We start from the raw sequence: 23,783 nt of genomic DNA, 5'->3' as shown, positions 1-23,783 counted from the left end.
GACTCCCCTCTCCACGCCATGACAGCGTCCATCCTGACCCAGGATACGCTCGTTCTGAACCGTTCCTGGATGGCCATTGCGACCACGCCGGTTCGGCACGCGATATCCCTCCTGTTCACGGGCTCGGCCCAGGCCATCGAACCGGCGACGTTCGAGGTGCATGACTTCGACTCGTGGGTGGAGCTCCCGATCGAACCGGATGCGCCTAGCATCGCCACGGTCCGGATGGAGCTGCGCGTCCCCGAGGTGATCGTGCTCACGCGCTTCGCCGGCGTGCCGAAGCAGCACCTACCCTTCACGCGCCGCAACCTTCTGCGCCGCGATCAGTCGATGTGCCAGTACTGCGGGCGCTTCCCCGGGCACGCCGAACTCTCGATCGACCACGTCGTGCCGCGGGCGCGGGGGGGCGAAACCTCGTGGGAGAACTGCGTGCTCGCGTGCGTGCAGTGCAACCGCCGCAAGGGTTCGAAGCTGCCGGAACAGATCGGCATGAAGCTGCTCGCGCGCCCGCGCGCTCCCCAGTGGTCCCCGATCTTCGAGGTCGCGGGAACGCAGAAGCGCGAGGCCTGGCGGCGATTCGTGGCGGACAAGCACTTCGGTCAGGCGAACGGGAAGTCGGCGGGCTGAGCGGCGGCACGGGGCTACAGCCCAGGAAGGCGAAGATCGAGCGGCGTCGGGCCGTTCGTGCCGTTCTCCATGACGTGAATCAGCGTACTGCCGCGGTATCCTTCGTGCGTAAAGGCTCGAATGCGGTATGCGCCGGGCGCGAGAGGCGCGAGCTCCATGTCGGCCCCCATCGCCACCTGAAGGAACGACGCGACCACCTCACCGCTCGCGGCGTCCTCCACCGAATAGCCGACGAGCACGGCCCCTTGGGAGGTGCTCTGGGGCGACAGGCCATTCACGGTCACGGCCACCCGGTGCACGTATCCAGGCGTTTCGTCACACCGGTGGACTGTGACCTGTCCGGGTTCGATGAGCGCCTCGAAGGATCGCGTCGCGCGGCCGGGCGTCATGGAGTTCACGAACACGGGCCCCTCCCGTAGAGACGAGAGCGTGCTCTGCCCTGGCCGGAGTTCGATCGGGTCCGACACGACGCCCGCGCGATCGGAGACCAGAACGAACGAAGGCACCCCGGCGGGCAAGCCGCGCAGCTCCAGCTGGCCGCCCGCGCTGGAGACCAGCGTGCCCAGGTCGAGGTTCTGCCCGGGGTCGAGCTTCACCGGGATCTTCCGGGTCGCACGACCTGTGCCGGCGATCCGGATCTGGTACTCACCGGGCGGAAGTTCGCTCCATTCGAAGTTCGGAGCCGCCGTCGACAGAGCGCTTTGCACGTAGGGCCCGTTGAGGGTATGGAGCTGCGCCTGCGCATCCTCCGGCAAACCACCGGAGCGGTCCTCCACGCTGCCGCGGATCGACCCCATCCGCGTCGTCACGCCGAGCACCACGGGCGAGTTCGCCAGTGCGAGGTCCGGGAAGGACTGGACGACGCGACCGTAGATGCGCGGCGACAGAACGGAGAGGTCTTTCATCCAGCGGCCTTCGCGCCGGGACTCGAATCGCCCCTCGGCGTCGGTGTAGCCGATCGTGGCCATGCCTTCGGGCGAACTGGCGAGGACCGTCCATTTCTCCAGTGGCACGCCCGCGGCGTCGAGCACCTGGCCGCGGAGCGCCTGGCGGGTGTCGCCGACGGTTCCCGGGAGCGTGAAGTCCACGCGATGCGCTCCGCTCGCGGGCAGCGTCGGGGTCACGCGAACGCTTCCGGCTTCCAGGTGGCCCACGCGGAACTCCCTCGCGCCCGAAGGGGCCGATTCGAAGCGGTAGTCCCCTGCTGCGTCCGTCTCCATCGACTGCATGACTCCTGGCCGGCCCGTGTAGACGGACACCGTGGCGCCCGCGACGGGCTCGCCGCTGGCGTCCGTGACCTTGCCGAAGAGCTCGAGAGCCGCGGGGAGCGAGATGTCCAGTGTCTCCACGGCGTCCTGTTCGATGTCGACCGTCCGCTCGAACGAACCGAAGGGCCCGCTCCGAACGCTGACACGGAGTGGCACGGGAAGAAGCCCGTCGAACCGATACCGCCCGGCGCTGTCCGTGGTGCACCCCATGGTGGAGAGGTTGTAATCGCGCCGATGCTCGTCTCGGTAGCGCTCGGTCTCATCGGCTCGAACATGGATGCCCGCGACCGCGGCTCCGTCGGGCGCCAGCACGGTGCCCGAGAGCGATGCGCCGCCGCGGCGCATCGTGAGCAGAACGTCACGCTTCGTCCGCACGTCGGCGGAGACGACCGCCACGTCCGAGTGCTGAAAGCCATCGGCCGTCGCCTTGACCCAGGCCGTGTGGGGCACGACGTGAAGCTCGAAGCGTCCTTCGGCATCCGTGACGTCCCGTGCACCCTCCAGTTCGGCCACCATCGCTCCCACGACCGGCTGCCCCGACCAGTCCACCACTCGCCCGCGGATCATGGCCCTCCAGGGGACCTCGATCAGCATCTCGGTCGCCACCCCCGCCGCGACTTCGACGCGCTGGGTGCGCGCGAAGTACGGCCCCGCCGGAATCCCGTCCCAGCGAGCGACGCCGTCGGCGCCGCTTCGCTGTCCTCGTGGGTAGGACCCATCGGGCTGATCGGCGCTGGCGCGAAGACCCACGTAGACGTCGGGCGCCGGGAGCGAGCTCCCCTCCTGCACGCAGCGAACGATGAGGTCGCCAAACTCCCCGCTCGCGGCCGATGGGGAGAGCGGAGCCACGGAGACGGGGTCGAGACTTCCGTGTGCGGATGCCCTCGAGGGCGCCTCGTCGTCGGGAGTCGCTCGATCCGTTGCCGCTTCCTGCGGAACCCGCTCGCCAGCAGCCGCCGCAATCTCCATCGCCACAGGTCCAGGATCGTCGTCGACCTTTTCCGTCGATGCGCCGAGCGGCACCAGCCGAGCCGCGTGCGTACTCTCGAGGCGTGTTTCCTTCCACAGGATCCCCAGGCCCAGCGCCAACAGAATGGCGGCCGCCACCTTCGTCCACATGGCGATCGCGCTCCCCGCCACCGCACTTGCCTTGAGCGCCTGCAGCTCGCTCGCCTTGGCGAGCGGCAGGAGCGCGACCGCCCAGCTGCGCCGATCGCCGTATTCTCCGTCGAGCCGCTCACGCAGCGCCGCGAGGCCGCGCTGGATCTGGCTCTTGACCGTGGCGACGTTGGCGCCCGTCTGCACGGCGATCTCATGTGGCGCGAGGCCTTCATAGAAGCGTGCGAGGATCACGCGCCGCTGCACGTCGGGCAGTGCGCCGACGTGTTCGATCAGGCTGCGCTGCTGGTCCAGTACCTCGAGGTCGTCGAGGGGCGAGCCCGTGGTCGCAGCGCGGTTCGATTCCCGGACGGCGACCGCGTTCCGGCGCGCGCTCTCCGCGGCGCGCCTCTGGCGAGCGCGAGTGACCATCCTGGCGACGCCTGCCAGCCACGGCCGACCGATCGCCCCCGCGGTCCCGGCCTCCCCGGCCTCCCCGGCGCGATCGAGGCGCGCGAGCGCGACCTGCATCGACTCCTGAAAAACATCCTCGGCCTCGTTCCCATCGCGAACGAGCGAGCGGCTGAGCCCGCGCAGCCATTCGGCGTGCTGGAGGAGTTCGTCGAGGTTCACGGCGGAGCGAGAGCGGCGGCTTCTGGGTTGAGGTTCCATGGTGCCCTCCCCTGTTGTCTGACCCGTGGATCGTTGGCAAGAATCTCTCCAAACGACTCGGACCACGGATCGCCAGTCTACTCTCAGACAGCCAGACACACGCCCGCCGGGACATGTCGCCTTTCGCGACGACCCCTGGAATCCATGCTCATCCTCTTCGATATCGACGGAACGATCTGCGACACGCAGGAAGTCGAAGGCCGGTGCTTCGCCGCTGCGTTCGAAGAGGCTTGCGGCCGATCTCTCGAATCGATCGACTGGACACGGTACGAGGAGCCGACGAGCAGCGGGATCACACAGGAACTGCTGAAGGCCGATCCGGACTCGACCACCAGGGCGCGCCTGTTCCAGGAACGCTTCGTCCAACGACTGCGCGAAGCCAGGCCGGAGTTCCCAGGTGACTTTTCACCTCTCCCCGGAGCGGTTCCATTCATCGAACGGCTGCACGAGGACCCAGCTTTCACGGTGGCCTTCGCCACAGGCGGCTTCGACTCAGAGGCCGCGTTCAAGCTCGACTGCTGTGGGATCGACCTGTCCAGATTCCCCCACGCGACGTCGAGCGACACGCCCCGTCGGAGAGATATCCTCCCATTGGCGGCGCTGCGCGCCGGAGCCACCCTCGAACGAGCGGTCTATTTCGGGGATGCTCCCTGGGACGTTGAGGCTTCTCGCGCGCTCGGGATTCCGATGATCGGGATTGGAAGACGCGTCCAGGAACTCGGTACACGCAACTCGTTCAGGGACTTCTCCCAGCCGGACCCGATCCTCAAAGTCCTGGAGCGGATCGCCGGTGATCTGCCGGGTCATCGGATGCCACGGGTCTCCGATTCATCCTGACCTCGCTCAGTCGAGAGCGAGTTCCTTCACCGACGAGAGCGGTGGACAGCGGACGACGTCCAAGACCATGAGTTGCCTTCCCGCGACGACGCAGACCCTTCGCGGTGCCGAACCCAACCCAAAGCCGCCACGTTTCAAAACGCGCCCTGAACGGGTTCGGCTGGAGCATCTCTCGGGTTCGTGGGGGAAGAATACGGCGCGGGGGGCCGTCGGACCGTGGCCTGCACGTTCGTTTCCACCGATCCTGATTCATCTTGACCGAGCACCCTTCCGAGAATTTCCCCACCTCGGGCTCCAAGGAGTCCGGAGCCCATGCAGAGCCCTCCAGGATCTTCCGATGGATCGTCCTCGTGGGGATCGCCGCGGTGCTGGTGCGTGCCGTGACCCGCCTGGATCCTGGGCGCCTCGACCGGGCGATCGACGCTGCGCGCCCCTACGAGCTGATCGATGGGCCGCCTCCGTACTCCGCGCTCGACCTCGGGCCGCTGTCCACACACCTATCGGACTGGCTTGGTCAGAACGCGGGTGGAGGATCCGTATCGCCCTCGGCGGCCCGCCTGTCGGAAGAGGGCCAGCGCGAACTCCACGCCCTGGGGAAAGAAGTGCTGGCCGCATGCGCGCCACCGCACGCGAGAATGATTCCATTCCCCTACGATCTCGAGTCTGACTCGTTCCGGCTTTCCGACGCGCTCAAGGTAGCTCAGCTACTGGCATCAGCTGCCTCGGGCGATGTGCCCGCGTGGGAGCTCGACGAGCGCTTCGATGCGATGCTCGCCACCCTGCACCTCGGGTCGACCTTGACGAAGCGCCATCTCTCTGGACTATTGGTGGGGTGCGTCGTCATGGAACAGGCCCGTCGCGCGTACGAAGTCTGCCAGGCCGATGGCCTCCGCATGAGCCTGGCTCAGCGCGCTCGCTTGCTCGCCGCCCTGGATTCGATCGACATCAACGCCGAGGCCATGCGAACGCACAGGGGCGCGGTGGCTCGACTGTACGGGGGGTCAAGTCCGGACTGGTGGGCGGTGAGCCATGGCTGGCGGCGGGTCGCCTATCGCGTGGGCGGGAATGCTACGACCGACCGTGCGGTGGGTCTCGAGCTGGCGGTGGCCGTCCAGAGGCAGCTCTTCGATCAGGAGCCCGAGGCGAAGCGCATGGCAGCGCTCGTGGCCGAGGCCAGGGCACTCGACCGCGACTGGTTCCCGTTCGCGGGGGCCAACGTCGAGCTCCACCAGCGGATCCAGGGGGCGCAGGAGAGCGCATTGGCTATCGAGAATTGGATTGCCGAAGTCCTTGCGATGGACGACGGCCGCTGAGTCCTTGGGTAACCCCGACCCCACCTGCGACTTGCGACCGTTCGTGGCGGTACTGAACCTGGCGGTACTGAACCCGACCCAAAGCCGCCACGTTTCGATTTGAAGGGTTTCTCTTCGTTTCGAAACGTGGCGGCTTTGGGTCGGGTTCGGTACCGCCAAAGGAGGACCAGCTCGACTGGCCAACGATTGCGGAGGCTTTCGAGGCAGCTCGCGCCTTCCTCGATCCGGTGCTCGCCGGGCCAGGAAACCATGAGTGGCAACCCAAGACGTGGTGCTGGCAGTCGACAGGCCACGCCGCCGACAGCTGACCAGCCTGGCGCTGCGACGGCATCGGTGAAGCCACTGATTCCGCCTGGGGATGGCGCAGGCCGTCTGGCGGTACCGGTACATTTCGAAACGTGGCGGGTTTGGGTCGGGTTCGGTACCGCCAGGTTTGGGTCGGGCTCGCTACCTCCCCTCGGATGCCACGGGTCTATGAATCGCTGCGGCCTCGTTCAAGCGAGAGCGAGCTCCTTCACCGAGAAGAGGAGCTCACCGCTAACGACGTCCAGGACCATGAGTTGCCTTCCCGCGACGACGTAGACGCGATGCCCCACGACGGTGACCGACGTGAACATAGCGCGCTCCGGTAGCTCTCGATCCCAAAGGCGCCGACCGTCGGTCATGTCGAAGGCGGAAAATCGGGTGGGACTCATGCCGATCGCGCCCTCCCCCATGTAGGCCGCGCAAGCGTACTCATGGCTGGCGTGGAAGAAGCCCGAGAGGCCGAGCGGCAAACGCGCGGCGAGAGGGTCCACCCCCGCGATGGGCGTCTTCCAGATCTCCTTCCACTCGGTGCGATCGAGGGGATCACCGGTCACTCCGTCGAGGCGAAGAAGGGTCGGTGTCTCCGATCCCTTGCGCCGCCTTCCAAGACCGATCTGGAAGGATCCGTCGAGAGCGACCAGAGCATGGTCGATGGTGAGTTCTCCCATCCGCCGCGTCCCGAACACGTTCACCGTCTTCGTCCCCGCGTTTTCGTTCACCCCGCTGAGCGATGGCAGCGCCTCCGGCCACTCGCCTTCGTCGGGATGTCCGGGCTGTAAACCGCCTCGCGCCAGGCTGACCCGCACGTGACTCTCGTCCTTGAGCCGCACCGCCACCGTGGGCTCTTCGACGCCCTCGAGAGGATGGATCGAGGCCACGACCTCCGCGAGCCGGATCGTCCACAGGGTTCCGCCTTCACGCAGGGAAAAGGCCGTCAACTCCCCGGTCGGTCCAGCCGCGAAGACCGCGGTCTTCCCCACGAGGATGCGAGCCCTGGCCCCGCCCGACAGTCCGGGGACCGCCTCCGTGCGCCACAGAACGCTTCCATCGATGCCGTTCAAGGCCGCGACGTAGACCTCGCTATCCGCGCCGTCGAACGAGGTGACGAGATCGAGCACCTCATCCTCGTCGATGGCCTGAACCACGGGTTTCCTGGCGCCCCAGCGGATCGTCGGGGCCTTGGGCGCGCTACTACCGGACAACGCCACGGGACGGGAGGTGGGCGCGCGCCCCCGCTCCACGCGGGACGCTGCGCCCTCCTCTCTCAATGAGTTGGCGATCCCGATGATGGACACGACCAAGAGAACGAGGCTCCCGGTGAGAATCAGGCGCGGCGAAATATCGGGACCTGACGCGTCTGCCACCTGGGGGATCGCGCCAGGCGGGGCCAGGTCCGCTGGAGCTTCCTTGCCGTCGTCGATCATGATCGACGTACCGCAGTAGGTGCACTCGGTGAGGCCCTTGTCGGCCTTGAGCTGAGCGCCGCAGTCGGGGCAGCGCATGACGAAAGCTTTCATGATCGGATCGAAAGGGAGAGCTGGGAGCTTACCCGTGCGAGGGACGGGCAGGCCCCGCGTCACAGGAATCCTGAGCGATCGAAGAGGCTTCGATACCAGCAGCGCGATCCGTGACGATTCGATGACACGAGTCCTCCGCGCTCACTCGCCTCACCACGCTCGAGACGGCAAGCTGAGGGGGCGTTCGTCTCGAGCAGCGCATGTACGACTCTACTGCTGAGAGCTCCTTCCTCTTCCCTGCCACGGTCCTCCCCCATGACTCTCTTCGCTCTCCTTGGCCTTCCCTGGTTTGGCTGGACGTTCGGCCTCTCACTCGTCGGCCTTCTCTGGTGGTCCATCTCGATCACATCGCGGAGGGACGGCGCAGCCAGGGGCGGCGCCGTCATCCCCAAGATGTTCCCCACCGCTGCATCCAAGGCCAGGGACGAGGACGTGCGCGATCTCTCCATCGGTGCTGTTCTGAGTGCGATGTGGGGCTTCCCCGTGGACACGCTCGCAACAGGCGCGCACGCGGCAGAGATGCAGGGCGTTCTCGCGGAATCCTGGGACGTCAAGACGGGCGCAGATTCGAAGACCACGCTGCGCTGGCTGCTCGACGTGGGGCACCGCGACGCGTTCGACGTCGTTCTTCGCTTCGTGGGCCCGGATCCCTCGAAAGCCTCGGTGGAACAGCTCGAAGAGGAGCTCGGCGGAAACGCGGCCGCACGCTTGGAGGAGCCGCTCGGGAACTTCATCGAAACACACGATGAGCTGAAGCGGCGCGGCTACATCGAATCCCCGAGCGACCTCGACCGCGGCACGAGCGCCTGGGACTACAGCCGCGCCGTCACGGTCGCTCGCTTCTGTCACACCGCCGGCTATCTGACGGAGGAGGAGGCATGGGGGTTCATCCGCGAGGCAGGCGAGCGCGCTCGATCGGAGTTCGGCTCCTGGGCCGAGTTCCACAAGAGCTACGTGATCGGACGCGCTGTCTGGAACGGTATGAGCCAGCTGGACAATCCAAACCTGCGCAGCGTGATCGATGCCGTCAGCGACGCCCACGACAGTCCCTGGAAGAAGGTGAGCTGGAGCTGAAGAGCTGGCGCGCCCTACGGACCGCGTCCCGGCCAGCCTACCGACACGAGGAAACCGCCACGTTTTGGCGGGACCGCCACGGATGCGCGTCGAGCCAGAGCAATTCTCGCTCAGGCTCTCAGAGTGAGCGCTCACGGCACGAACAAAGAAAGGTAGAGTTTCGCGTGGAGTCGGTGTTCCTTCCGCCCTGAGCGTGTAGCCCCGGTAGTTCTCCCAACCCACGCTTCGATTCCCCATCTTCGATACCTATCATGCTCGTTTCCCTCTGCTTGCTCGCTAGCGCACCTCTTCAGCAATCCATCCAAGCAGTGGCCACGTACACGGCGACCGAAATCGACAGCGCCAGCGCCGTATCTGGCGTGGACAGCACCTTTGCGCTTGCGAGCGCGGTCGTGGATGCCCGATTGAACTTTGCCATTCCGACGGGGGACGGCGTTCGTACGCGAGAGGTTTTCGCGGAGGGCGTGGTCGTCGGTTCGTTCGAACTCGACGCCACCGCACTCAGCTCCGCCGGTACGGAGATCTACGGCATCAGATACGACGGCCGAGCCGCCTGCGGTGGTCTGTGCACCTGGGGCCCCTCGGACTACAACAGCACCGGAGGATCCGTTGGTTCCGGAAGCCTGCTGGGACCTGGCGAATCCGTCTCGTACGTGCAAGGGCCCTTCACGTGCGACACCTTCACGTGCATCATGGACACGACCATCACGGACAGCAGTCCAGATTGGAGTACAGTCGTCAACGGAGCGTCGTTTTCCACCAGTCTGAGTCTTGGTGATGTCTCTCTGACGGGCAGAGATGGAAGCGGCAATCTGGTGCCGTTTCAGCTGGACCTCATGTCCTCCAGCGCGTCCGCGAGCACCACGGTGATCGTGACGTACGAGCTGGACGCTGCGCTGCTCACGGAGTACTGCACTTCCCCGGCGGGTTCGACGGGGACAGCCGCGACCCTGGCCGCCTTCGGCTCTCAGCAAGAAGGCACCGAGTACCTGACGATTCGCGCCGAGAACCTTCAGGCCTCCTCGTTCGCCATCCTCTTCGTCGCCACCGCTCCGGCCAACGTGCCAATGGGTAGCTACAACCTCTGCGTTGGCGGCTCGGTCACGCGTCAAGGCGGGGTACAGCCCACGGGTACCGGAAGCGCGGACTTCGATCTCCAGCTCACGAACCAGTCGCAGGGCGATACGGTCTACCTGCAGACCATCTACCGCGACTCGCTTTTGGGCGTCGGCGCGACGAACGCCGCATCGTTCGTCGTCCAGCCGCGCTGAACCGCCTCCTGCGGTACCGTCGGAAACTGATCGAGTGACGCGTTTCCGCCAGGACCGGGTCGCAGAAGGCTAGGCAAGGTCCCCCGGCCAGCCTACCGACACGAGGAAACCGCGGTGTAGCTCAATTCCGTCCGCGTCGAGTCCGGCGACGACGTGCGATCGATCGACTCCCTCTGGCCAGCTTGCGGCCGCCTCCTGGGCCCAGGCGCAGAGGCGTTCTCGACTCCAGGACTTCACCGGGTCGTTCGTCGCATCGATGGGCGCCAACCATTCACGCCGGGTCAGCAGGGCGTACGAGTGAGCATGGGGCAGCAGCTCTTCACAGCGATCGAAGGGGAGCCACCACCCCCGCAGGTGATCGGGTGCCATCCATGGGGCCTCGACGACCGAGCGCCATGGAGAGGTCGCGGGGTAGAACAGACGGCCACGGAGAAGCGCGGCGCTTCGGAGCGGCTGCCACGCAGCGAGCGCGTTCGCGGCGGCAGGGTCCTTCGCCAGCGGGAGCTGGTGACGCCGGACCCTGGCCAGCTTCTTGTGGAGGCGATCCCGGGTTTGCGGGCCCACGAAGCAGTCGCCCGGATCCGGAGCAAGGTTCGGCACGTGCAAGTAGAACTTCACCGCGAGTTCCCAGTGGTGGCAGGTCGCTCCATCGCGGAACAAGAGGTCGAGCTCGCCCACCGTTCTCGTCCCCTCGCGGATCACCACGCCGCTCACCGCCTCACCGTGCCCCGCGATATGCACGACGAAGAAACGAAGGAGGTCCTCGAAGTAGGCGCCGAGTCGGATCCTCTCCCGCCCCCAGCTACCCGCGACGGCCCTCCGGAGCGGTCCTGGATCGGCGTCGAGAGCCACGAAGGACGGGAGCAGACCGGCCGGATCGAATCGCGGCACGGAGACAAGAGAGTCCTCGTCGACGAGGCCGGGAGCCGTCACCGCCCACCACAGGTCACGAACGACGCGGTTCCGAAGGGGCGGGGGCGAGGTCATGAAGTGGCACGGGCAACGGCGGCGACGTACCCAGCAAGATACCTCAGACGGTGGATCGCGAGCTTGCGCCGCCCTTGAATCGGTGGCCACCCCGCGCGCTGCTCTATCGTCCCTCGTAGAGCGAGCGCTCCAGCCCGTTGAGCTCGACCTCGGCATCGATCCGCGCGAGTTCGGCTCGAATCGCTTCCGTGTCATCCGGGGCGAGCCCGCCAGCGATGAGCTTCTCCGCGGTTTCGAGCTGCGCGGCGGCGTGGGCGCGCCGGACCTCGAGCTCGCGACCGCGAAGCTCGACCTCCTGGAGTCGACCCAGCCGGACGACGTCGTCGCTCTCGTACTCACCCTCGACGAAGGCCTTGCGCAGCTTTCGCTGGCCTTCGAGACGGTCGATCTCGAGGCCCGCGAGATCGAGCAGGACCTTCTCCTTCGCCGCGGACGAGAAGGGTGCCAGGCCATTCCCCACGAGCCGCTTCTCGAGCTGGAAGCGCTCCTCGGCGATGCCCAAGAGCGTCCGCCGCGCCTCAAGGGAAATAAGCAGTCGCTCCTCGACGAAGTCTCGACCGGCCACCACCGGACTCGCGAGCGACCTGAGCGGCTCACGCCCCGCGACGCGAATCTCCTCGGCGTCCATGCGCAGGAGGGCGAGCTGCTCTTCGGCTATCGCCTGATTCTCGCGCAGGGGCAGCACGCTCCAGCGCGGAGCGTACCCGGCCTCCACGCGGCGACGGGTCTTCGCCAACGCCTCCTTGGCCGCAGCCAATCGCTGCTCCTCCAGGGTGATCTTGATGGTCTGCGCCGCCAGGAGTCGCTCCACCACCTTGGAGTCGCGCGCCCGCTCGGCTGCCACCACGCCGGCGGCACCGGCCGTCATCGAGAAGAGGACGATCGCTGCGATACGAATGATGCGCGCAAAGCGAGGCCAGGCTCCGCTCCCTTCGTTTCCCGCCGCGATCCCCGGGGAATCGACCGCGACCAGGGCGAACGCAGTCGGGTCCGCATTCGGGTCCGCAATCTCGTCGTCATCATCGAGGCGAAAACGCTCGGAGCGACGCAAGGTCGTCACGGTTTGCCATTCGAGGAAGCGTGTGAACTCAGCGGAAGGGGCGTGCATGTCATTCATGGTGGGAAGGAGAAGTGGGGTTGGGGATGGAAGTCGTGTCGGGCTCGCCCCCGAGTGCGCGGGCCAGGGCTCCGCGTGCACGGTGAAGCCGCCCCTCGATGCCGCGCTCGGTCGTCTTCCGGGCCGTGGCCAGGACCCGCACGGAGAGGCCGTCGAAGTAGCGCTCTTCGAGGAGCAGGGCCTGTTCGGGCGGCAGACGAGCGAGCCCTGCCTGGATGCGGTGCGCCCTCTCGGCCCCCGCCATCCCGGTCCCCCCCACCCGGGCCACGGCGTGCTCCTCCACCAGAACGTCGTCCGCCCCGAGGCCAAGCTCGGTCAGCGTCGCCGACTCGATGGATCTCCTACGGAAGTAGTTGCGCAGGACGTTCAGCGCCACGGTGCGAAGCCACGCCCCCGGGGCGTCGGGCGGCATGCTTGCCTCCCAGGACCGCAGAGCCCGCAGCCAGACCTCCTGGGTGACATCCTCGGCCAGCATGCGCTCGCCGCCAACGCGGCGGGAGACCATGCCGTACAGCAAGGGCATCTCGCGACGATACAGTTCGATCCAGGTGGGTTCATCCATGGGGAGGTCGGCGCGAAGGGAACGCGCTACCATCAGGACACCCGACCCGGTCTTTCCCCACGGGTCCTTTGTCCTTTCTTCCGAAGCCATGATTCCCTCCAGTGGCCCAGCAGGTCCGTCGCGTCGCCTGACCCTTCTTCGAGTCGCCGCCCTCGTCACCTCCATCGGCGTCGCCGGTTTCCTGGTGATGAATGCGCAGAGGAGCGCCACTCGGGCCTCGGAGACGCCTGAGAACGGCCCGACTCAGGAAAGCTTGCTCCGGACCGCAGAAGATCCAGCACCGGCGTCCCAGGAGGCTCCCTCCAACCACTTCCTCTACTCGTCGAAGCTGCTCCAGACCGTGGACCTCGCTGAACCAGAAGTCGTCCAGAGGCCCGTCTTCCTCCCCTCCTCGAAGTCCGTCCCCATCGTCTTTCCGATCGAAGAGCAGCCGGTCACGGCCACGCTGCCCGGGGCAGCCGAGCAAGCCACGACCTCGGACACGATCCGTGAGGGCTCGTGACGTGATGGACTCCGTTCTCAGCGGCGCCCTGGCGCTCGCTCTGCTGGCGCTGATCTACCTTCCGCTCGAGCGGCTCTTTCCGGCCCACGAGCAGGCGATCCGGCGCAAGGAATGGGGCACGGATCTGCTCTTCTTCCTCGGTCAGCACTTCCTCTGGACGGCCCCCGTCGTCCTCGCGCTCGTCGCGGTGGGACGGTGGACCAACGAGCTACCGCTCGCGGGCGTCCGCCAGTCGGTGGGCGCATGGCCGCTCTGGCTTCAGATCCTGACCGTGGTCGTCCTCTGCGATGTCTGCATCTACTGGGCGCATCGCTGGAGCCACAGCAGCCCGTTCCTCTGGCGCTTCCACAGAGTCCACCACACGGCGGAACGGCTCGACTTCCTGGCCGCCTACCGCGAGCATCCCTTCGACAACCTCTTCACGCGCACCGTCGAGAACCTGCCGGCGATCCTCCTCGGCTTCCCGCTGGAGCTGATCGCCGGCTTCGCGCTGTTCCGCGGGCTCTGGGCGGTCTACATCCACTCGAACACGAGCCTCGACCCGGGCCCCCTGCGGTACTTGCTCGGCTCGCCGCGGCTTCATCACTGGCACCACGACGTCGGCCTGCACAGCCGCATCAATTTCGCGAACCTGAGCCCCTTGATGGACCTCGTCTTCGGCACCTACCACGACCCCGGACACATGCCCGGGCGCTATGGCGTGCATGCGAGGATCCGTCACGGCTACCTGGCCCAGCTGGTGGAGCCGATCCTGGGCTTCCGCATGCAGACGCCCGAGCGTTCACCCGTCCCGGCTCGAATCCCCGTCGTCCTCTCGGACGAGCTGCGTCTCCCGGATATGGCCGTAGTTCAGGACGCCTACGAAGAGTGAACCCCCGATCAGGTTGCCGAGGACCGCAGTCGCGATCGTCGTGATCGCTCCGCCCGCCGTCACGGGCGCCCCCGTGAAGGCCGCCACGAGGATCTCCGACGTTCCGGCGATCGAGTGGTGCAGCCCACCGAGTCCGATCAGGAAGGTCGTGACGTAGATAACGGCGATCTGACTGAAGTCAGGCAAGGTCGCGAGGATGAGCCAGCCGCCGAGCGCCATGAGCCAGCCCGCCAGCACGGCACTCATCAACGTCTCGGTCGCGGTGTAGTGCATCATGTGCTCGGCCACGCTCGCGTAGCCTTCCGCCGCTCCGATCACCCCGTCCGCCATCGCGATCAGCCCCGCACCCAGGGCACAGCCCACGAGGTTCCCGACCAGCACCGTCCCCCAGACCCGGAACAAGGACGTCACCGAACGCCGCCTGTCCAGCACCGGGTAGACGGCCAGCGCGGTGTGCTCCGTGAAGAGCTGCGTTCCACTGATCAAGCAGAGGACGAACCCGAGGGGATAGACGATCGCGAGCAAAATACGCTGCGGCACCGGACCTTCGGCTCCGAACAGAGTGGCCATCACGCCGACGGCCATCGCCGCGAAGCCCAGGATGGCCCCCGCAGAAATGGCAGACAGGAAGAGCGAGGCGAGCGGCCTGCCCGCCTGCTCCGTGCCCTCCTGGATCGCGTTCCTGAGGACGTCGTCGGGATGCCGAACCGACTGATCCGATCGCTTGAGCACCACCGGAATGAAACGGCTGTCCTCGCGCCCGCGTTCGATCTGGCGCTCGGTCTTCTCGTTCCCTGGGGCGGGGCCCAGCTCGTCGCTGGCACTGGTTGTGTCGGTCAAGGAAGGGACTCCACGAGCCATGGGAAAAAGGGGCCAGGGCGACATGCCCTGGCCCGGATGCGATTCTCCCGTGGATTCGCTCCATCCGTGGAACTCGATGCACTTCGTTGGGCGAGGCTGCCCGGCGACTCCAGGAATTGGGGGGCAACGCTCCAGGTTTCGGGGGCTATGCTCCCCGCCATGGGAATGAGAGCCAACCCGATTCGTTTCACGCTCGTGCCAGCGCTCGCGCTCGGAGCGGCCGGCGTGGCCGTGGCCCAGTCCTTCGGCGACGTCGATCCGGGCGTCGGCTGGGTCCTCGGGATCAACCTCGGCACCTACCCGACCTGGTGGATCGACAAGCGTCAGGCGAAGCGCAGCGGATTCCGGGTGCCGGAGTGGACGCTGCACCTCCTCTCGATGGTCGGCGGAGGTCCCGCGGCGGTGCTCGCGATGCGAACGCTGCGCCACAAGACGCGTAAACGCGTCTTCCAGATCCTGCACCCGCTCCTCGCCGCGCTGAATGTCGCGGCGCTGGGGTGGTGGTTGATGCAGTGAGCGGTCTATAGACGCGTCAGCACCTCGACCATCCGCTCCAGCACCTCCGCGTCCCCCGGTCGGCCGAAGTTCCTGAGCACCACCTCCTTCACGAAGAGGTGAATGAGGTAGCGCACGCGCTGGGCCTCGACGTCCGACACCGCGAGGAAGTCGCGGTGGGATTCGTTGAACTCCCACCGTCCGCCGACGAAGCGCGAGCGCCACGACTCGCCGGGCGCTGCCACCGGATGCGGCTCGGGGATCCCCTGGATGCGCGCGCTGATGTCCGGCGGCGTGACGGTCACCGAGCACTGCGCCTCGCAGCCAAAGGCGTCCGCGCCCTCGCCCGTTCGCGCGGAGACGACGATCGACCCGCGCGTCTCCTCGGGCAGGCGGTCGGGCGCCTTGAACGTCACCTGGCTCCCCTCGTGGGCGTCGAGTTGCCCCACGCCTTCGACTCTCCAGCGGTACTCGATCTCGCCCTCCGGCGTTCGGCCGTCCGCGTCCAGCGCCGTCACCGAGAGCTGCCGTTCCTCTGAAGCGGTCAGCCTGATGCGCGCGGGCCGCAGCTTGATGCTCGCGAGCGGTCCGGGAGGAAAGAGATGCTGGGGCTCCGGCGCCTCGCCGGACGAGGAGGCAGGCGACTTCCCGGAGGCTGAGCCCGCGCTCGACCCACCGAGATCCGTGGAGCCTGCTGACTTGCGCGCTGCGCCCGCGCTTTCGCTCGCTCCCTCCTCGGTCGACGGCAACTCCCCCACCGACGGGGGCCTCGCTTCGCGGGATTCGTCGATCGGTGTCGGCGGGTTCGAGCCCACACCCACGCCCTCGGGATCATCGCCCTCCCCGGCTGATTCCGCCGCTCCGTCGAGCCACGACGCCAGCCCCGCGCCGCTCGCCGTCCCGGCGCCGGCGCCATCGCCCCGAAGCGACGCCTGCACATCGAAGAAGTCGTAGTCCGGCAGCGCCTCCGCCACCGACGCGAACGCCTTGCGGATCTGCCTCGCCACCTGCTGGTTCCGCAGCGCCGCCCGCCGCTCCGACTCCGACTCCACCCGCAGGGCGAGATCGGACTCCAGCTTCGAGAGCTGCGCCAGGAACGCCGCCACCGGCTCGTCGTAGCTGAACCCTCGCCGACTCGCGGGCGCCACGTGCAGGTCCGGGAAGTCGATCACGCCCTCGAAGCGCCCGCTCGTCCACGGCTTCCGCAGCGCGTCGACTCCATCGATCTCGGCGATGTCGTCGAGCACCACCGTTCCGCCGCAGCTCAGCACCACGGTGCCGCGGCGGTCCTCCTCCGGCGAGATGAGGTAGAGCTCCAGGCGCGCGCTCTCGTAGCCCGGCACCTCCAGCTCCGAGAGCCCCTCGATAGGCCGACCGAGATAGGGCTGCGGCTGAACGAGGAACTCCTTCCGCGCACGACCGCGCGAAATGCGATCGCGGATCCGCACGGTGGCCCGCCGGTCGAGCAGCTGCCCGCGCAGCTCGGTCGCCAGGAACGCCTGAAGGCGCGCGGGCTTGATCTTGTTGAGCACCGTCTCGTGGAGCTGTCGGATGGTTACCTCCGTGAACGTATCGGTCTCGTCGAGGCGGCGCGAGCGGCTCGCAAAGACCTCGCCCTGCTCGCGCTCTTCCTGCATGCGCAGGACGTAGGTGGCCTCGCCGCCGACGCGGCTGCGCATCTCCAGCACCTCGCCGACGCTCCAGAAGCCGATCAGACCGATGCCGTACTTGCCGAGGATCAGCTCCTCGCGCCGCTGCGACGGCGTGAGGTCGCGCTTGTGGCTGTGCCCGATGGTCTGCGCGATCCGGCGCAGCGCCTCGGACCGATCGAGGTCGGGGAACACGCCGGCGCCGTCGTCCCAGATCGAAAGCGCGCGTCGGCCGCGGTCGTTGAACCACTGGATCTCGATCCGGCGGGCCCCGGCGTCGAGCGAGTTCTGCACGAGTTCGGCGAGCGCCTTGCGGGGATCCGACTGACTGCGCGCCAGGAGACGAATGAGGTCGAAGGGGTCCTGGGGACGCAGCTTGACGCGCCGCGAACCTTCCCCGGCGGAAGACTTCTTCGATCCGGCCTTGCGTGAGGACGATGCCATGGGCGCGCATCGTACCCGGCGCGCCCGATGGCGTCAGCGTCAGCGGGCCAGCAGCTCGGCCAGCGCCTCGGCGGTCACCACGGGCGCCTTGCAGGCGAACCCCTCGCAAACGTAGGCCGCCACGCCGCCCGCTGGTGCGATCTGGGACTCGGTGTAGGGCGCGACCTTGGCCAGCGCCTCGCCGCGCGCCCCGGGCACCTTCAGGATCACCACGTCGTTCGGCGCGTACCGCTGCGCCAGAAGCCGCAGCATCCCCTGCGTCTCCAGGGACTCGGGCGACCCGACGACCACGATCTCGCGCGATCTCGACGTCACGAAGTCCACGGCCGCCAGCATCTGCGTGAAGCTGCTCGGGCGCTGCTCGACGACGAGGCTCCCGGCCCGGATCGTCAGGATCGCTCGCTTCTCGTACGACATCTCGCCTGTCATCCGCGCGAGCCGCAGGAGCTCCGTCGCCATGACCGAGTTCCCGGAAGGACGCGCGCCGTCGTAGAAGTCCTTGGACCGCACGATGAGCGCCTCGCCGTCGTCGGGGCCCAGGAAGAACCCGCCGTGCTCGTCATCCCAGAAGTGTTCCAGCGCGGTGTCGGCGATCTCGCGAGCGAGCGCCAGATCCGCGGGATCGTGCGTCGCCTCGAACAGCGCAAGGAAGCCCATCAGCGCGAACGCGTGGTCCTCGAGCATGCCCTGGAGCCCGGCTTCACCGCCGCGCCAGCGCTTGAGCAGGCGGCCCTCTTTCGTCAGGAGATTCGCGCGCAGAAAAGCCGCCGCGCGCTCCGCGTGGCCGACCAGCGCCGCGTCGCCGAAGGCGGCGCCCGCCTCGGCGAAGGCCGCGATCATCAGCCCGTTCCAGTCGGTCAGGACCTTGTCGTCCTTCAGCGGATGAGCGCGCGCCTCGCGTGATGCAAACAGCTTCTGGCGCAGCGGCTCCCAGCGCTCGCGCTCCGCGTCCGTCAGCAACGACTCGAGGTGCGGGATGTTGCGCCCCGTCGTCTTGCCGGTCGCCTCGTCGCGGAAGTTGCCGGGCTCGGTCATCCGGAACCGCTCGATCACCCACGCGGCATCGTCCTCCGCGAGCAGCGCGCGCACCTCGGGAAGGGTCCAGAGGTAGAAGAGCCCTTCCTCGCCCTCGCTGTCCGCGTCCTCGGCCGAATAGAAGCCGCCGCCGGGGGACGTCATGTCCCGCGCGACGTAGGTCAGGATCTCGCGCGCCGCGCGCTCGAACGCCGCGTCCTTCGTCACCCTCCAGGCGTCGACGTAGGCCAGCGCGCAGAGCGCCTGGTCGTAGAGCATCTTCTCGAAGTGCGGCGCGAGCCATTCAGGATCGGTCGAATAGCGATGAATGCCGAGTCCGACGTGGTCGAAAATACCGCCCATGCGCCAGGCGCGCAGGGTCTTCTCCACCATCACCAGGCTTTGGCCCTCGGCGTCGTTCGCATGCCGGCCCAGGAGGAAGCGAAGCTCGTGCGGCACGGGGAACTTTCGACTGCTGCCGAAGCCGCCGCGCTTCGCGTCGAAGGTCACGCGAAGCTCCTCTTCCGCGCGCGCGAGCACCTCCTCGCCAAGCATGTCGCCCGCGGGACCGCCGCTCATCTGGGCGAGCTGCTCCGTGATCCCGTTGGCCGAAGCGAGCACATCGTCGCGGCGCTCTCTCCAGGCCTGGGAGAGTCCGGGCACGAGCTGCTTCATGCCAGCGCGCTGCCCCAGCTGATCCTTCGGGAAGTAGGTGCCCGCGAAGAACGGTTTCTTCCCGGGCGTCATGACGATGGTCATCGGCCAGCCGCCGCTGCCGGTCAGCGCCTGGGTCACCGTCATGTAGAGCTGGTCGATATCGGGCCGCTCCTCGCGGTCGACCTTGATGCACACGAATGCTTCGTTCATGAGCTTCGCGACCTCTGCGTCTTCGAAGCTCTCGTGCTCCATCACGTGGCACCAGTGGCACGTGGAGTAGCCGATCGAGAGAAACACGGGCACGTCGCGCTCCGCGGCCAGCTCGAACGCCTCGGGCCCCCACTCGTGCCAGTCCACCGGATTTCGGGCGTGCTGTAGCAGGTAGGGGCTCTTCGAAAAGACAAGCCGATTGAACTCAGGCCCCCCATCGGCCGGCAGCCTGGCGATCACCTCGGGCGGCGGAAGCGGCTGGCGCTCGCCCTCCATCGAAAACGGAAGGGAACCGGACATCAGGAGGGCGAGGGCGAGGATCAACGGGCGGAGAACTCGGTGAGCTTCTTGATGAGGTAGGGCGGCGTCACGACGCCGGAGTAGCCGTCGAGAAACTTCCCGTCGGCGTCGGCAAACAGCACGAACGGAAGCATCATCGCGTCCTCCAGCTGCTGAGCGAGGCCGATGACCTCCTCTTCGGGATCGTCGCAGTCGGAAGCGACGGCGATGTAATGCTCCTGAAGAAGCGGAGCCACGTCAGGACGCGGAATGACAGCCTGCACCAGGCTGCGGCACTGGCCTCATTGCTCGCGCCCGAACTCGATGAAGATCCGCTTGCCATCTCGGGCAGCGGCCGCCTTGGCCTCGGCCATGGACGTGTACCACTGCAGGGCGCCGTGGTCGTCGAAGTGGGGGTGGGTCGACTTGGTCATGGGACCAAGTTAGATCAGGCAGCGCGGCCTTGCGCGTGAAATCCGCGCTCAAGGGGCGGCGAAGGCTCGAAGCCGCTCGGCCTCCGCGACCAGACGGGCCGCCACCTCCTCGCCGAAGGTCGAAGTGAGTTCCGCCTCCCGGGCGACCACCGCCGCGTAGAGCGCGTTCGCCTTCCCGGCGTAGATCGGGGCGTAGTCGGCGCGTTCCCGCGCGTAGTCCGCCACGTTGGCTCCGCGATCGGCCAGCTTGATCGCGAGCGCCTCGGGGGATTTGACCGCGAAGGCCGCCAGGTACTCCCCCTTCTTCTGCTTGCGCTCGTCGAACGTCATCTCGTCGACGAACCGGGCCACGCGCGATCCGAACAGCCGTTCGATCTCCTTGCGGCTGACCTCGGTGTCCTCGACCGCGTCATGGAGCAGCGCGGCGGCGATGACCTCTTCATCCAGAACTCCGAAGTCGCCGAGGCGCTTGGCCACCTCGACCGTGTGGAAAACGTACGGCACGCCGGAGACCTCGCGGATCTGTCCGCGGTGGGCCTCCGACGCGCACGCGAGCGCTCGCTCGGTCAAGCTGGGATCTTGCATGGGCATATTCTGCCCCGGAAGGTCCCGGCCGACGCAATCGAATCAGGGAACCGGGACGCCGTCGATCGTGAACGTACCGCCGTCGTTGAAGTTGTCGGCCCCGACGGGCGAGTTGTTGCCCGTGATCGCGCTGAGCGTCACGGTCATCACACCCGTGGCAGAGTTCCACAGACCACCGCCTTCGTTGGCGGCCGAGTTCGTGAGGATCGCGCTACGATCGATGGTCACGGTGCCGGCACCGGTGAGGTGGAAGCCGCCGCCGTTGCCCGGGCTGGATCCGGTCGAGTTGTTGGTGAGAGCGACGCGACGAAGGATCGTATCCCCGACGTTCGACTCGATGCCGCCGCCGGCGCGGTTGGAGTCGTTGAAGGTCAGTCGCGTGCTGTCGACGTTGAGCGTGCCGCCATTGTTGAGAATGCCGCCGCCGGAGCCGGCCGTCCCGACCGCCGAGTTGTTCGCCACGAGGCCGCGCATGACGAACATCGCTCCGCCGTCGTTGAAGAGGCCGCCGCCGCCCTGGTCCGCGTCGTTGCCCGAGGCGATGTTGCCGCTGACGAGCGTGTCGCTGATGGTCATGGTCCCTACACCCGAGTTCCAGAGGCCACCGCCTTCGGCCGTCGCCACGTTGTCACGGAACTCCGAGAGCTGCACGGTCACCTCGCCGGCACCCGAAAGGTGAAGGCCGCCGCCGTTGCCGGGCGAGGCGCCCGTCATGTTCCGCTCGAAGATGCTCGTCGAGATGAGGGTCATGCCCTCGACGATCTCGATGCCGCCGCCGGCGCGGTTGGAGTCGTTGTCGCGGACGCGCGTCAGGCTGACGGCGAGCGTGCCTGCGTTGTTGAAGAGGCCACCGCCCGAGCCCGAGCCTTCGGTCGCGGTGTTCTCGCGAATGTCGCACAGGTCGACGGTCATGCTGCCGCCGTCGTTGAAGAGGCCGCCGCCACCGTTCGTGGCGTCCGTTCCGAGGGCCTCGTTGCCGATGGCCTCACAGAAGCTGAAGCTCATGATGCCTGTACTCGAGTTCCACGCGCCGCCGCCCTCGGAGGAGGCGGAGTTGCCGCGCATCTCCGTGGATTCGAAGATGACCTTGCCGGCGCCCGTGAGGTGAAGACCCCCACCGTTGCCGGGCATCGGGCCCGTCATGTTGTCCAGGAGGAGCGAGTCGGAGACGTTGGTGATGCCTTCATTGCACTCGATGCCACCGCCGGCGCGCGTCGCCGTGCAGTTGCGAATGGTCGTGCCGCGGACCCAGAGGAGGCCGCCGGTGTTCGAGGCGCCGCCGCCCGACGCGCCAGCTCCGGTCGCGCTGCAGTCGAAGATCTCGCATCCGTCGAGCGCGAGGAGCCCGCCGTTGCGCGCCGCGCCGCCGTTCTCCGAAACGACCGCGCCGCCGGTAAGCTTGACATTGCGAATACGAGTGCGGTAGCGGTACGGACTATCGATCACGCGGTCCGCTCCCATTCCATCGATGGTGGCGCCGTTGCCTTCGACGACGATGTTGCCGCGGAAGTCGAGGTCACCCGTCGCCGCGAATTCTTCGCCGGCTCCCAGAAGCGTCAGCTGATAGAGAGCGTTCGATTGGAGGATGATCGTCACCTGGTCGGCGGTGGCGTTGGCCTCCTGGACGGCGGCGCGGAGCGACGTCGCACCCAAAGCGTCCTGTGCCATTCCGTCACCGGGGTTGGCATCGACGGTATCGGTCGTGGTGTTGACGATGAACGTGGTCTGGGCGCTGGCGAGCGCCGGAAGCGCCAATGCTGGTGCGAGCAGGGAGAAGAAGCGGTGATTCATGTTTGGAAGAGGAAGGAGGTCGGGAGATGAAGGCTCAGGCGTCCTCCGCCTGGCTCTTCCGTTACGCCGGTACTCCGAGCACGGATCTCTGAATTCTGGAATCACCCGGGACCACCCGGGTTCTCCCCATGGGGCATCCACCTACTTGGGAGTTGAGATCCGCGGCGAAACGCGCATGATCCTCGCTCTCCGCAATCCGCTCTCCGCTCTTCCCCGCCGACCCATGCATCAAGCCAAGGCCTACTCGGTCGCCAGCGCTACCGCTCCTTTCGAACCCACCTCGATCCCCCGCCGCGCCGCGACCGCGCGCGATGTGCAGATCGAGATCCTCTTCTGCGGTGTCTGCCACTCCGACCTGCACACCGTGCGTGACGAGTGGGCAGAGTTCATGCCCACCGTCTACCCCTGCATCCCCGGTCACGAGATCATCGGCCGGGTCACGGGCGTCGGCTCCGACGTCAAGGACCACAAGGAAGGCGACATCGTCGGCGTCGGCTGCCTCGTCGGCTCCGACGGCGACTGTCCGAAGTGCAAGGCGGACCTGGAGCAACTCTGCGCCAACCAGGTCATGACCTACAACGCGCCCGATGCGCACGGAACGGCGCCGGTCACCTACGGCGGCTACTCCGACAGCATCGTGGTCGACGAGCACTTCGTGCTGAAGATCCCCGACGGCCTCGACCTCGCAGGCACCGCGCCTCTTCTGTGCGCGGGCATCACGACGTATTCGCCGCTGAAGCGCGCGGGCGTTGGCAAGGGGTCGAAGGTCGGCATCGTCGGCCTCGGCGGGCTCGGCCACATGGGCGTCAAGATCGCGGCCGCCATGGGTGCGCACGTGGTCGTGTTCACGACGTCGCCCTCCAAGGTCGAGGACGCGAAGCGCCTCGGAGCCCACGAGGTCGTGCTCTCGACCGATCCAGCGCAGATGGAGAAGCACCTCGACACCTTCGACTTCATCCTCGACTGCGTGTCGGCGAACCATGACATGAACCAGTACCTCGCTCAGCTTCGACACGACGGCGAGATCACGCTGGTCGGCGCGCCCGACAAGCCGCTTCCCATCGCGGCGTTCGGCCTGATCTTCGGGCGGAAGAAGCTCTCGGGATCGCTCATCGGGGGTATCGCCGAGACGCAGGAGATGCTCGAGTTCTGCGGCCAGCACGGCATCACCTCGGACGTCGAGGTCATCAAGATCCAGGACCTGAACGAGGCGTACGAGCGACTCGTCAAGTCGGACGTGAAGTACCGCTTCTGCATCGACATGAGCTCTCTCAAGGGATGAGCGCAACGCTCTCATGAAAAGCTCACAGTGCGATTGACGGCACCGTTTCGCTCTGGTGGT

At 67.1% G+C, this 23,783-nt stretch carries 21 protein-coding genes; 9 read left to right on the top strand and 12 right to left on the bottom strand.

The genetic code is table 11. The features are described from left to right. Positions 1-18: 18 nt before the first annotated feature. Positions 19-627 carry an HNH endonuclease gene (locus Poly30_RS02795; protein WP_145194501.1) on the top strand — a complete coding sequence of 203 codons (609 nt, stop codon included), beginning with the start codon at positions 19-21 and terminating at the stop codon, positions 625-627. A gap of 14 nt (positions 628-641) precedes the next feature. Here the strand turns inward: Poly30_RS02795 and Poly30_RS02790 are convergent, their stop codons facing one another. Beyond that, positions 642-3,665, bottom strand: coding sequence for a sigma-70 family RNA polymerase sigma factor (locus Poly30_RS02790; protein ID WP_145194500.1), 3,024 nt, complete (start codon positions 3,663-3,665; stop codon positions 642-644). Positions 3,666-3,809: 144 nt separating this feature from the next. Between Poly30_RS02790 and Poly30_RS02785 the strand changes: the two genes are divergently transcribed. Together Poly30_RS02785 and Poly30_RS02780 are read left to right on the top strand one after the other, a co-directional pair. After that, positions 3,810-4,502 carry an HAD family hydrolase gene (locus Poly30_RS02785; protein ID WP_145194499.1) on the top strand — a complete coding sequence of 231 codons (693 nt, stop codon included), beginning with the start codon at positions 3,810-3,812 and terminating at the stop codon, positions 4,500-4,502. 254 nt (positions 4,503-4,756) lie between these two features. Next, on the top strand, positions 4,757-5,815 hold the full coding sequence (locus Poly30_RS02780) for a hypothetical protein (protein ID WP_145194498.1): 1,059 nt from the start codon (positions 4,757-4,759) through the stop codon (positions 5,813-5,815). Positions 5,816-6,309: 494 nt separating this feature from the next. Here Poly30_RS02780 and Poly30_RS02775 read toward each other — a convergent pair whose 3' ends face one another. Then, a complete protein-coding gene (locus tag Poly30_RS02775) occupies positions 6,310-7,638 on the bottom strand; it encodes an outer membrane protein assembly factor BamB family protein (RefSeq protein ID WP_145194497.1) in 1,329 nt (442 codons plus the stop codon). A gap of 255 nt (positions 7,639-7,893) precedes the next feature. Between Poly30_RS02775 and Poly30_RS02770 the strand changes: the two genes are divergently transcribed. Together Poly30_RS02770 and Poly30_RS02765 are read left to right on the top strand one after the other, a co-directional pair. Next, the gene (locus Poly30_RS02770; RefSeq protein ID WP_145194496.1) at positions 7,894-8,712 is read left to right on the top strand and encodes a DUF1266 domain-containing protein; all 819 of its coding nucleotides are present in this window, start codon (positions 7,894-7,896) and stop codon (positions 8,710-8,712) included. Positions 8,713-8,963: 251 nt separating this feature from the next. Beyond that, the gene (locus tag Poly30_RS02765; RefSeq protein WP_145194495.1) at positions 8,964-9,983 is read left to right on the top strand and encodes a hypothetical protein; all 1,020 of its coding nucleotides are present in this window, start codon (positions 8,964-8,966) and stop codon (positions 9,981-9,983) included. A gap of 69 nt (positions 9,984-10,052) precedes the next feature. Here Poly30_RS02765 and Poly30_RS02760 read toward each other — a convergent pair whose 3' ends face one another. From Poly30_RS02760 to Poly30_RS02750, 3 genes are all read right to left on the bottom strand, one after another. Beyond that, positions 10,053-10,970, bottom strand: a complete 918-nt coding sequence (locus Poly30_RS02760; RefSeq protein ID WP_419190890.1) for a DUF1853 family protein — start codon at positions 10,968-10,970, stop codon at positions 10,053-10,055. Positions 10,971-11,073: 103 nt separating this feature from the next. Next, complete coding sequence (locus tag Poly30_RS02755) at positions 11,074-12,078, bottom strand: hypothetical protein (protein WP_145194493.1); 1,005 nt, start codon at positions 12,076-12,078, stop codon at positions 11,074-11,076. A gap of 1 nt (position 12,079) precedes the next feature. Beyond that, complete coding sequence (locus tag Poly30_RS02750) at positions 12,080-12,649, bottom strand: RNA polymerase sigma factor (protein ID WP_419190889.1); 570 nt, start codon at positions 12,647-12,649, stop codon at positions 12,080-12,082. 88 nt (positions 12,650-12,737) lie between these two features. Between Poly30_RS02750 and Poly30_RS28080 the strand changes: the two genes are divergently transcribed. Next, positions 12,738-13,151 carry a hypothetical protein gene (locus tag Poly30_RS28080; protein ID WP_419190888.1) on the top strand — a complete coding sequence of 138 codons (414 nt, stop codon included), beginning with the start codon at positions 12,738-12,740 and terminating at the stop codon, positions 13,149-13,151. A gap of 4 nt (positions 13,152-13,155) precedes the next feature. Beyond that, positions 13,156-14,022 (top strand): sterol desaturase family protein, encoded by an 867-nt coding sequence (locus Poly30_RS02740; protein WP_145194490.1) that lies wholly within the window; start codon positions 13,156-13,158, stop codon positions 14,020-14,022. On the opposite strand, the gene Poly30_RS02735 is transcribed toward Poly30_RS02740, so the two are convergent. Then, on the bottom strand, positions 13,933-14,862 hold the full coding sequence (locus Poly30_RS02735; RefSeq protein WP_419190887.1) for a formate/nitrite transporter family protein: 930 nt from the start codon (positions 14,860-14,862) through the stop codon (positions 13,933-13,935). The two genes, Poly30_RS02740 and Poly30_RS02735, sit on opposite strands and share 90 nt — an antisense overlap. A 180-nt stretch (positions 14,863-15,042) precedes the next feature. Between Poly30_RS02735 and Poly30_RS28075 the strand changes: the two genes are divergently transcribed. Further along, positions 15,043-15,399 carry a DUF1294 domain-containing protein gene (locus Poly30_RS28075; protein ID WP_419190886.1) on the top strand — a complete coding sequence of 119 codons (357 nt, stop codon included), beginning with the start codon at positions 15,043-15,045 and terminating at the stop codon, positions 15,397-15,399. A gap of 5 nt (positions 15,400-15,404) precedes the next feature. Here the strand turns inward: Poly30_RS28075 and Poly30_RS02725 are convergent, their stop codons facing one another. The 6 genes from Poly30_RS02725 to Poly30_RS02705 are packed head-to-tail and all read right to left on the bottom strand — an operon-like array spanning position 15,405 to position 22,441. Next, on the bottom strand, positions 15,405-17,471 hold the full coding sequence (locus Poly30_RS02725; protein WP_145194487.1) for an ATP-binding protein: 2,067 nt from the start codon (positions 17,469-17,471) through the stop codon (positions 15,405-15,407). A 39-nt stretch (positions 17,472-17,510) separates the two neighbouring features. Continuing rightward, positions 17,511-19,652, bottom strand: coding sequence for a thioredoxin domain-containing protein (locus Poly30_RS02720; protein WP_419190885.1), 2,142 nt, complete (start codon positions 19,650-19,652; stop codon positions 17,511-17,513). Positions 19,653-19,672: 20 nt separating this feature from the next. After that, the gene (locus Poly30_RS02715) at positions 19,673-19,888 is read right to left on the bottom strand and encodes a hypothetical protein (RefSeq protein WP_419190884.1); all 216 of its coding nucleotides are present in this window, start codon (positions 19,886-19,888) and stop codon (positions 19,673-19,675) included. A gap of 45 nt (positions 19,889-19,933) precedes the next feature. Further along, complete coding sequence (locus Poly30_RS28070; RefSeq protein ID WP_419190883.1) at positions 19,934-20,065, bottom strand: hypothetical protein; 132 nt, start codon at positions 20,063-20,065, stop codon at positions 19,934-19,936. Between the two features lie 48 nt (positions 20,066-20,113). Continuing rightward, complete coding sequence (locus Poly30_RS02710; protein ID WP_419190882.1) at positions 20,114-20,650, bottom strand: HD domain-containing protein; 537 nt, start codon at positions 20,648-20,650, stop codon at positions 20,114-20,116. A 42-nt stretch (positions 20,651-20,692) separates the two neighbouring features. Then, positions 20,693-22,441 carry an autotransporter outer membrane beta-barrel domain-containing protein gene (locus tag Poly30_RS02705; protein WP_145194484.1) on the bottom strand — a complete coding sequence of 583 codons (1,749 nt, stop codon included), beginning with the start codon at positions 22,439-22,441 and terminating at the stop codon, positions 20,693-20,695. Positions 22,442-22,664: 223 nt separating this feature from the next. Here Poly30_RS02705 and Poly30_RS02700 point away from each other — a divergent pair, with 223 nt between their 5' ends. Further along, a complete protein-coding gene (locus tag Poly30_RS02700; protein ID WP_145194483.1) occupies positions 22,665-23,723 on the top strand; it encodes an NAD(P)-dependent alcohol dehydrogenase in 1,059 nt (352 codons plus the stop codon). Positions 23,724-23,783 lie beyond the last annotated feature (60 nt).

It is taken from the genome of Saltatorellus ferox (assembly GCA_007751475.1).
GTDB lineage: Bacteria > Planctomycetota > UBA1135 > UBA1135.
Note: the sequence above shows the minus strand (reverse complement) of the source record. Positions and strands in the feature narration are given on the sequence as shown.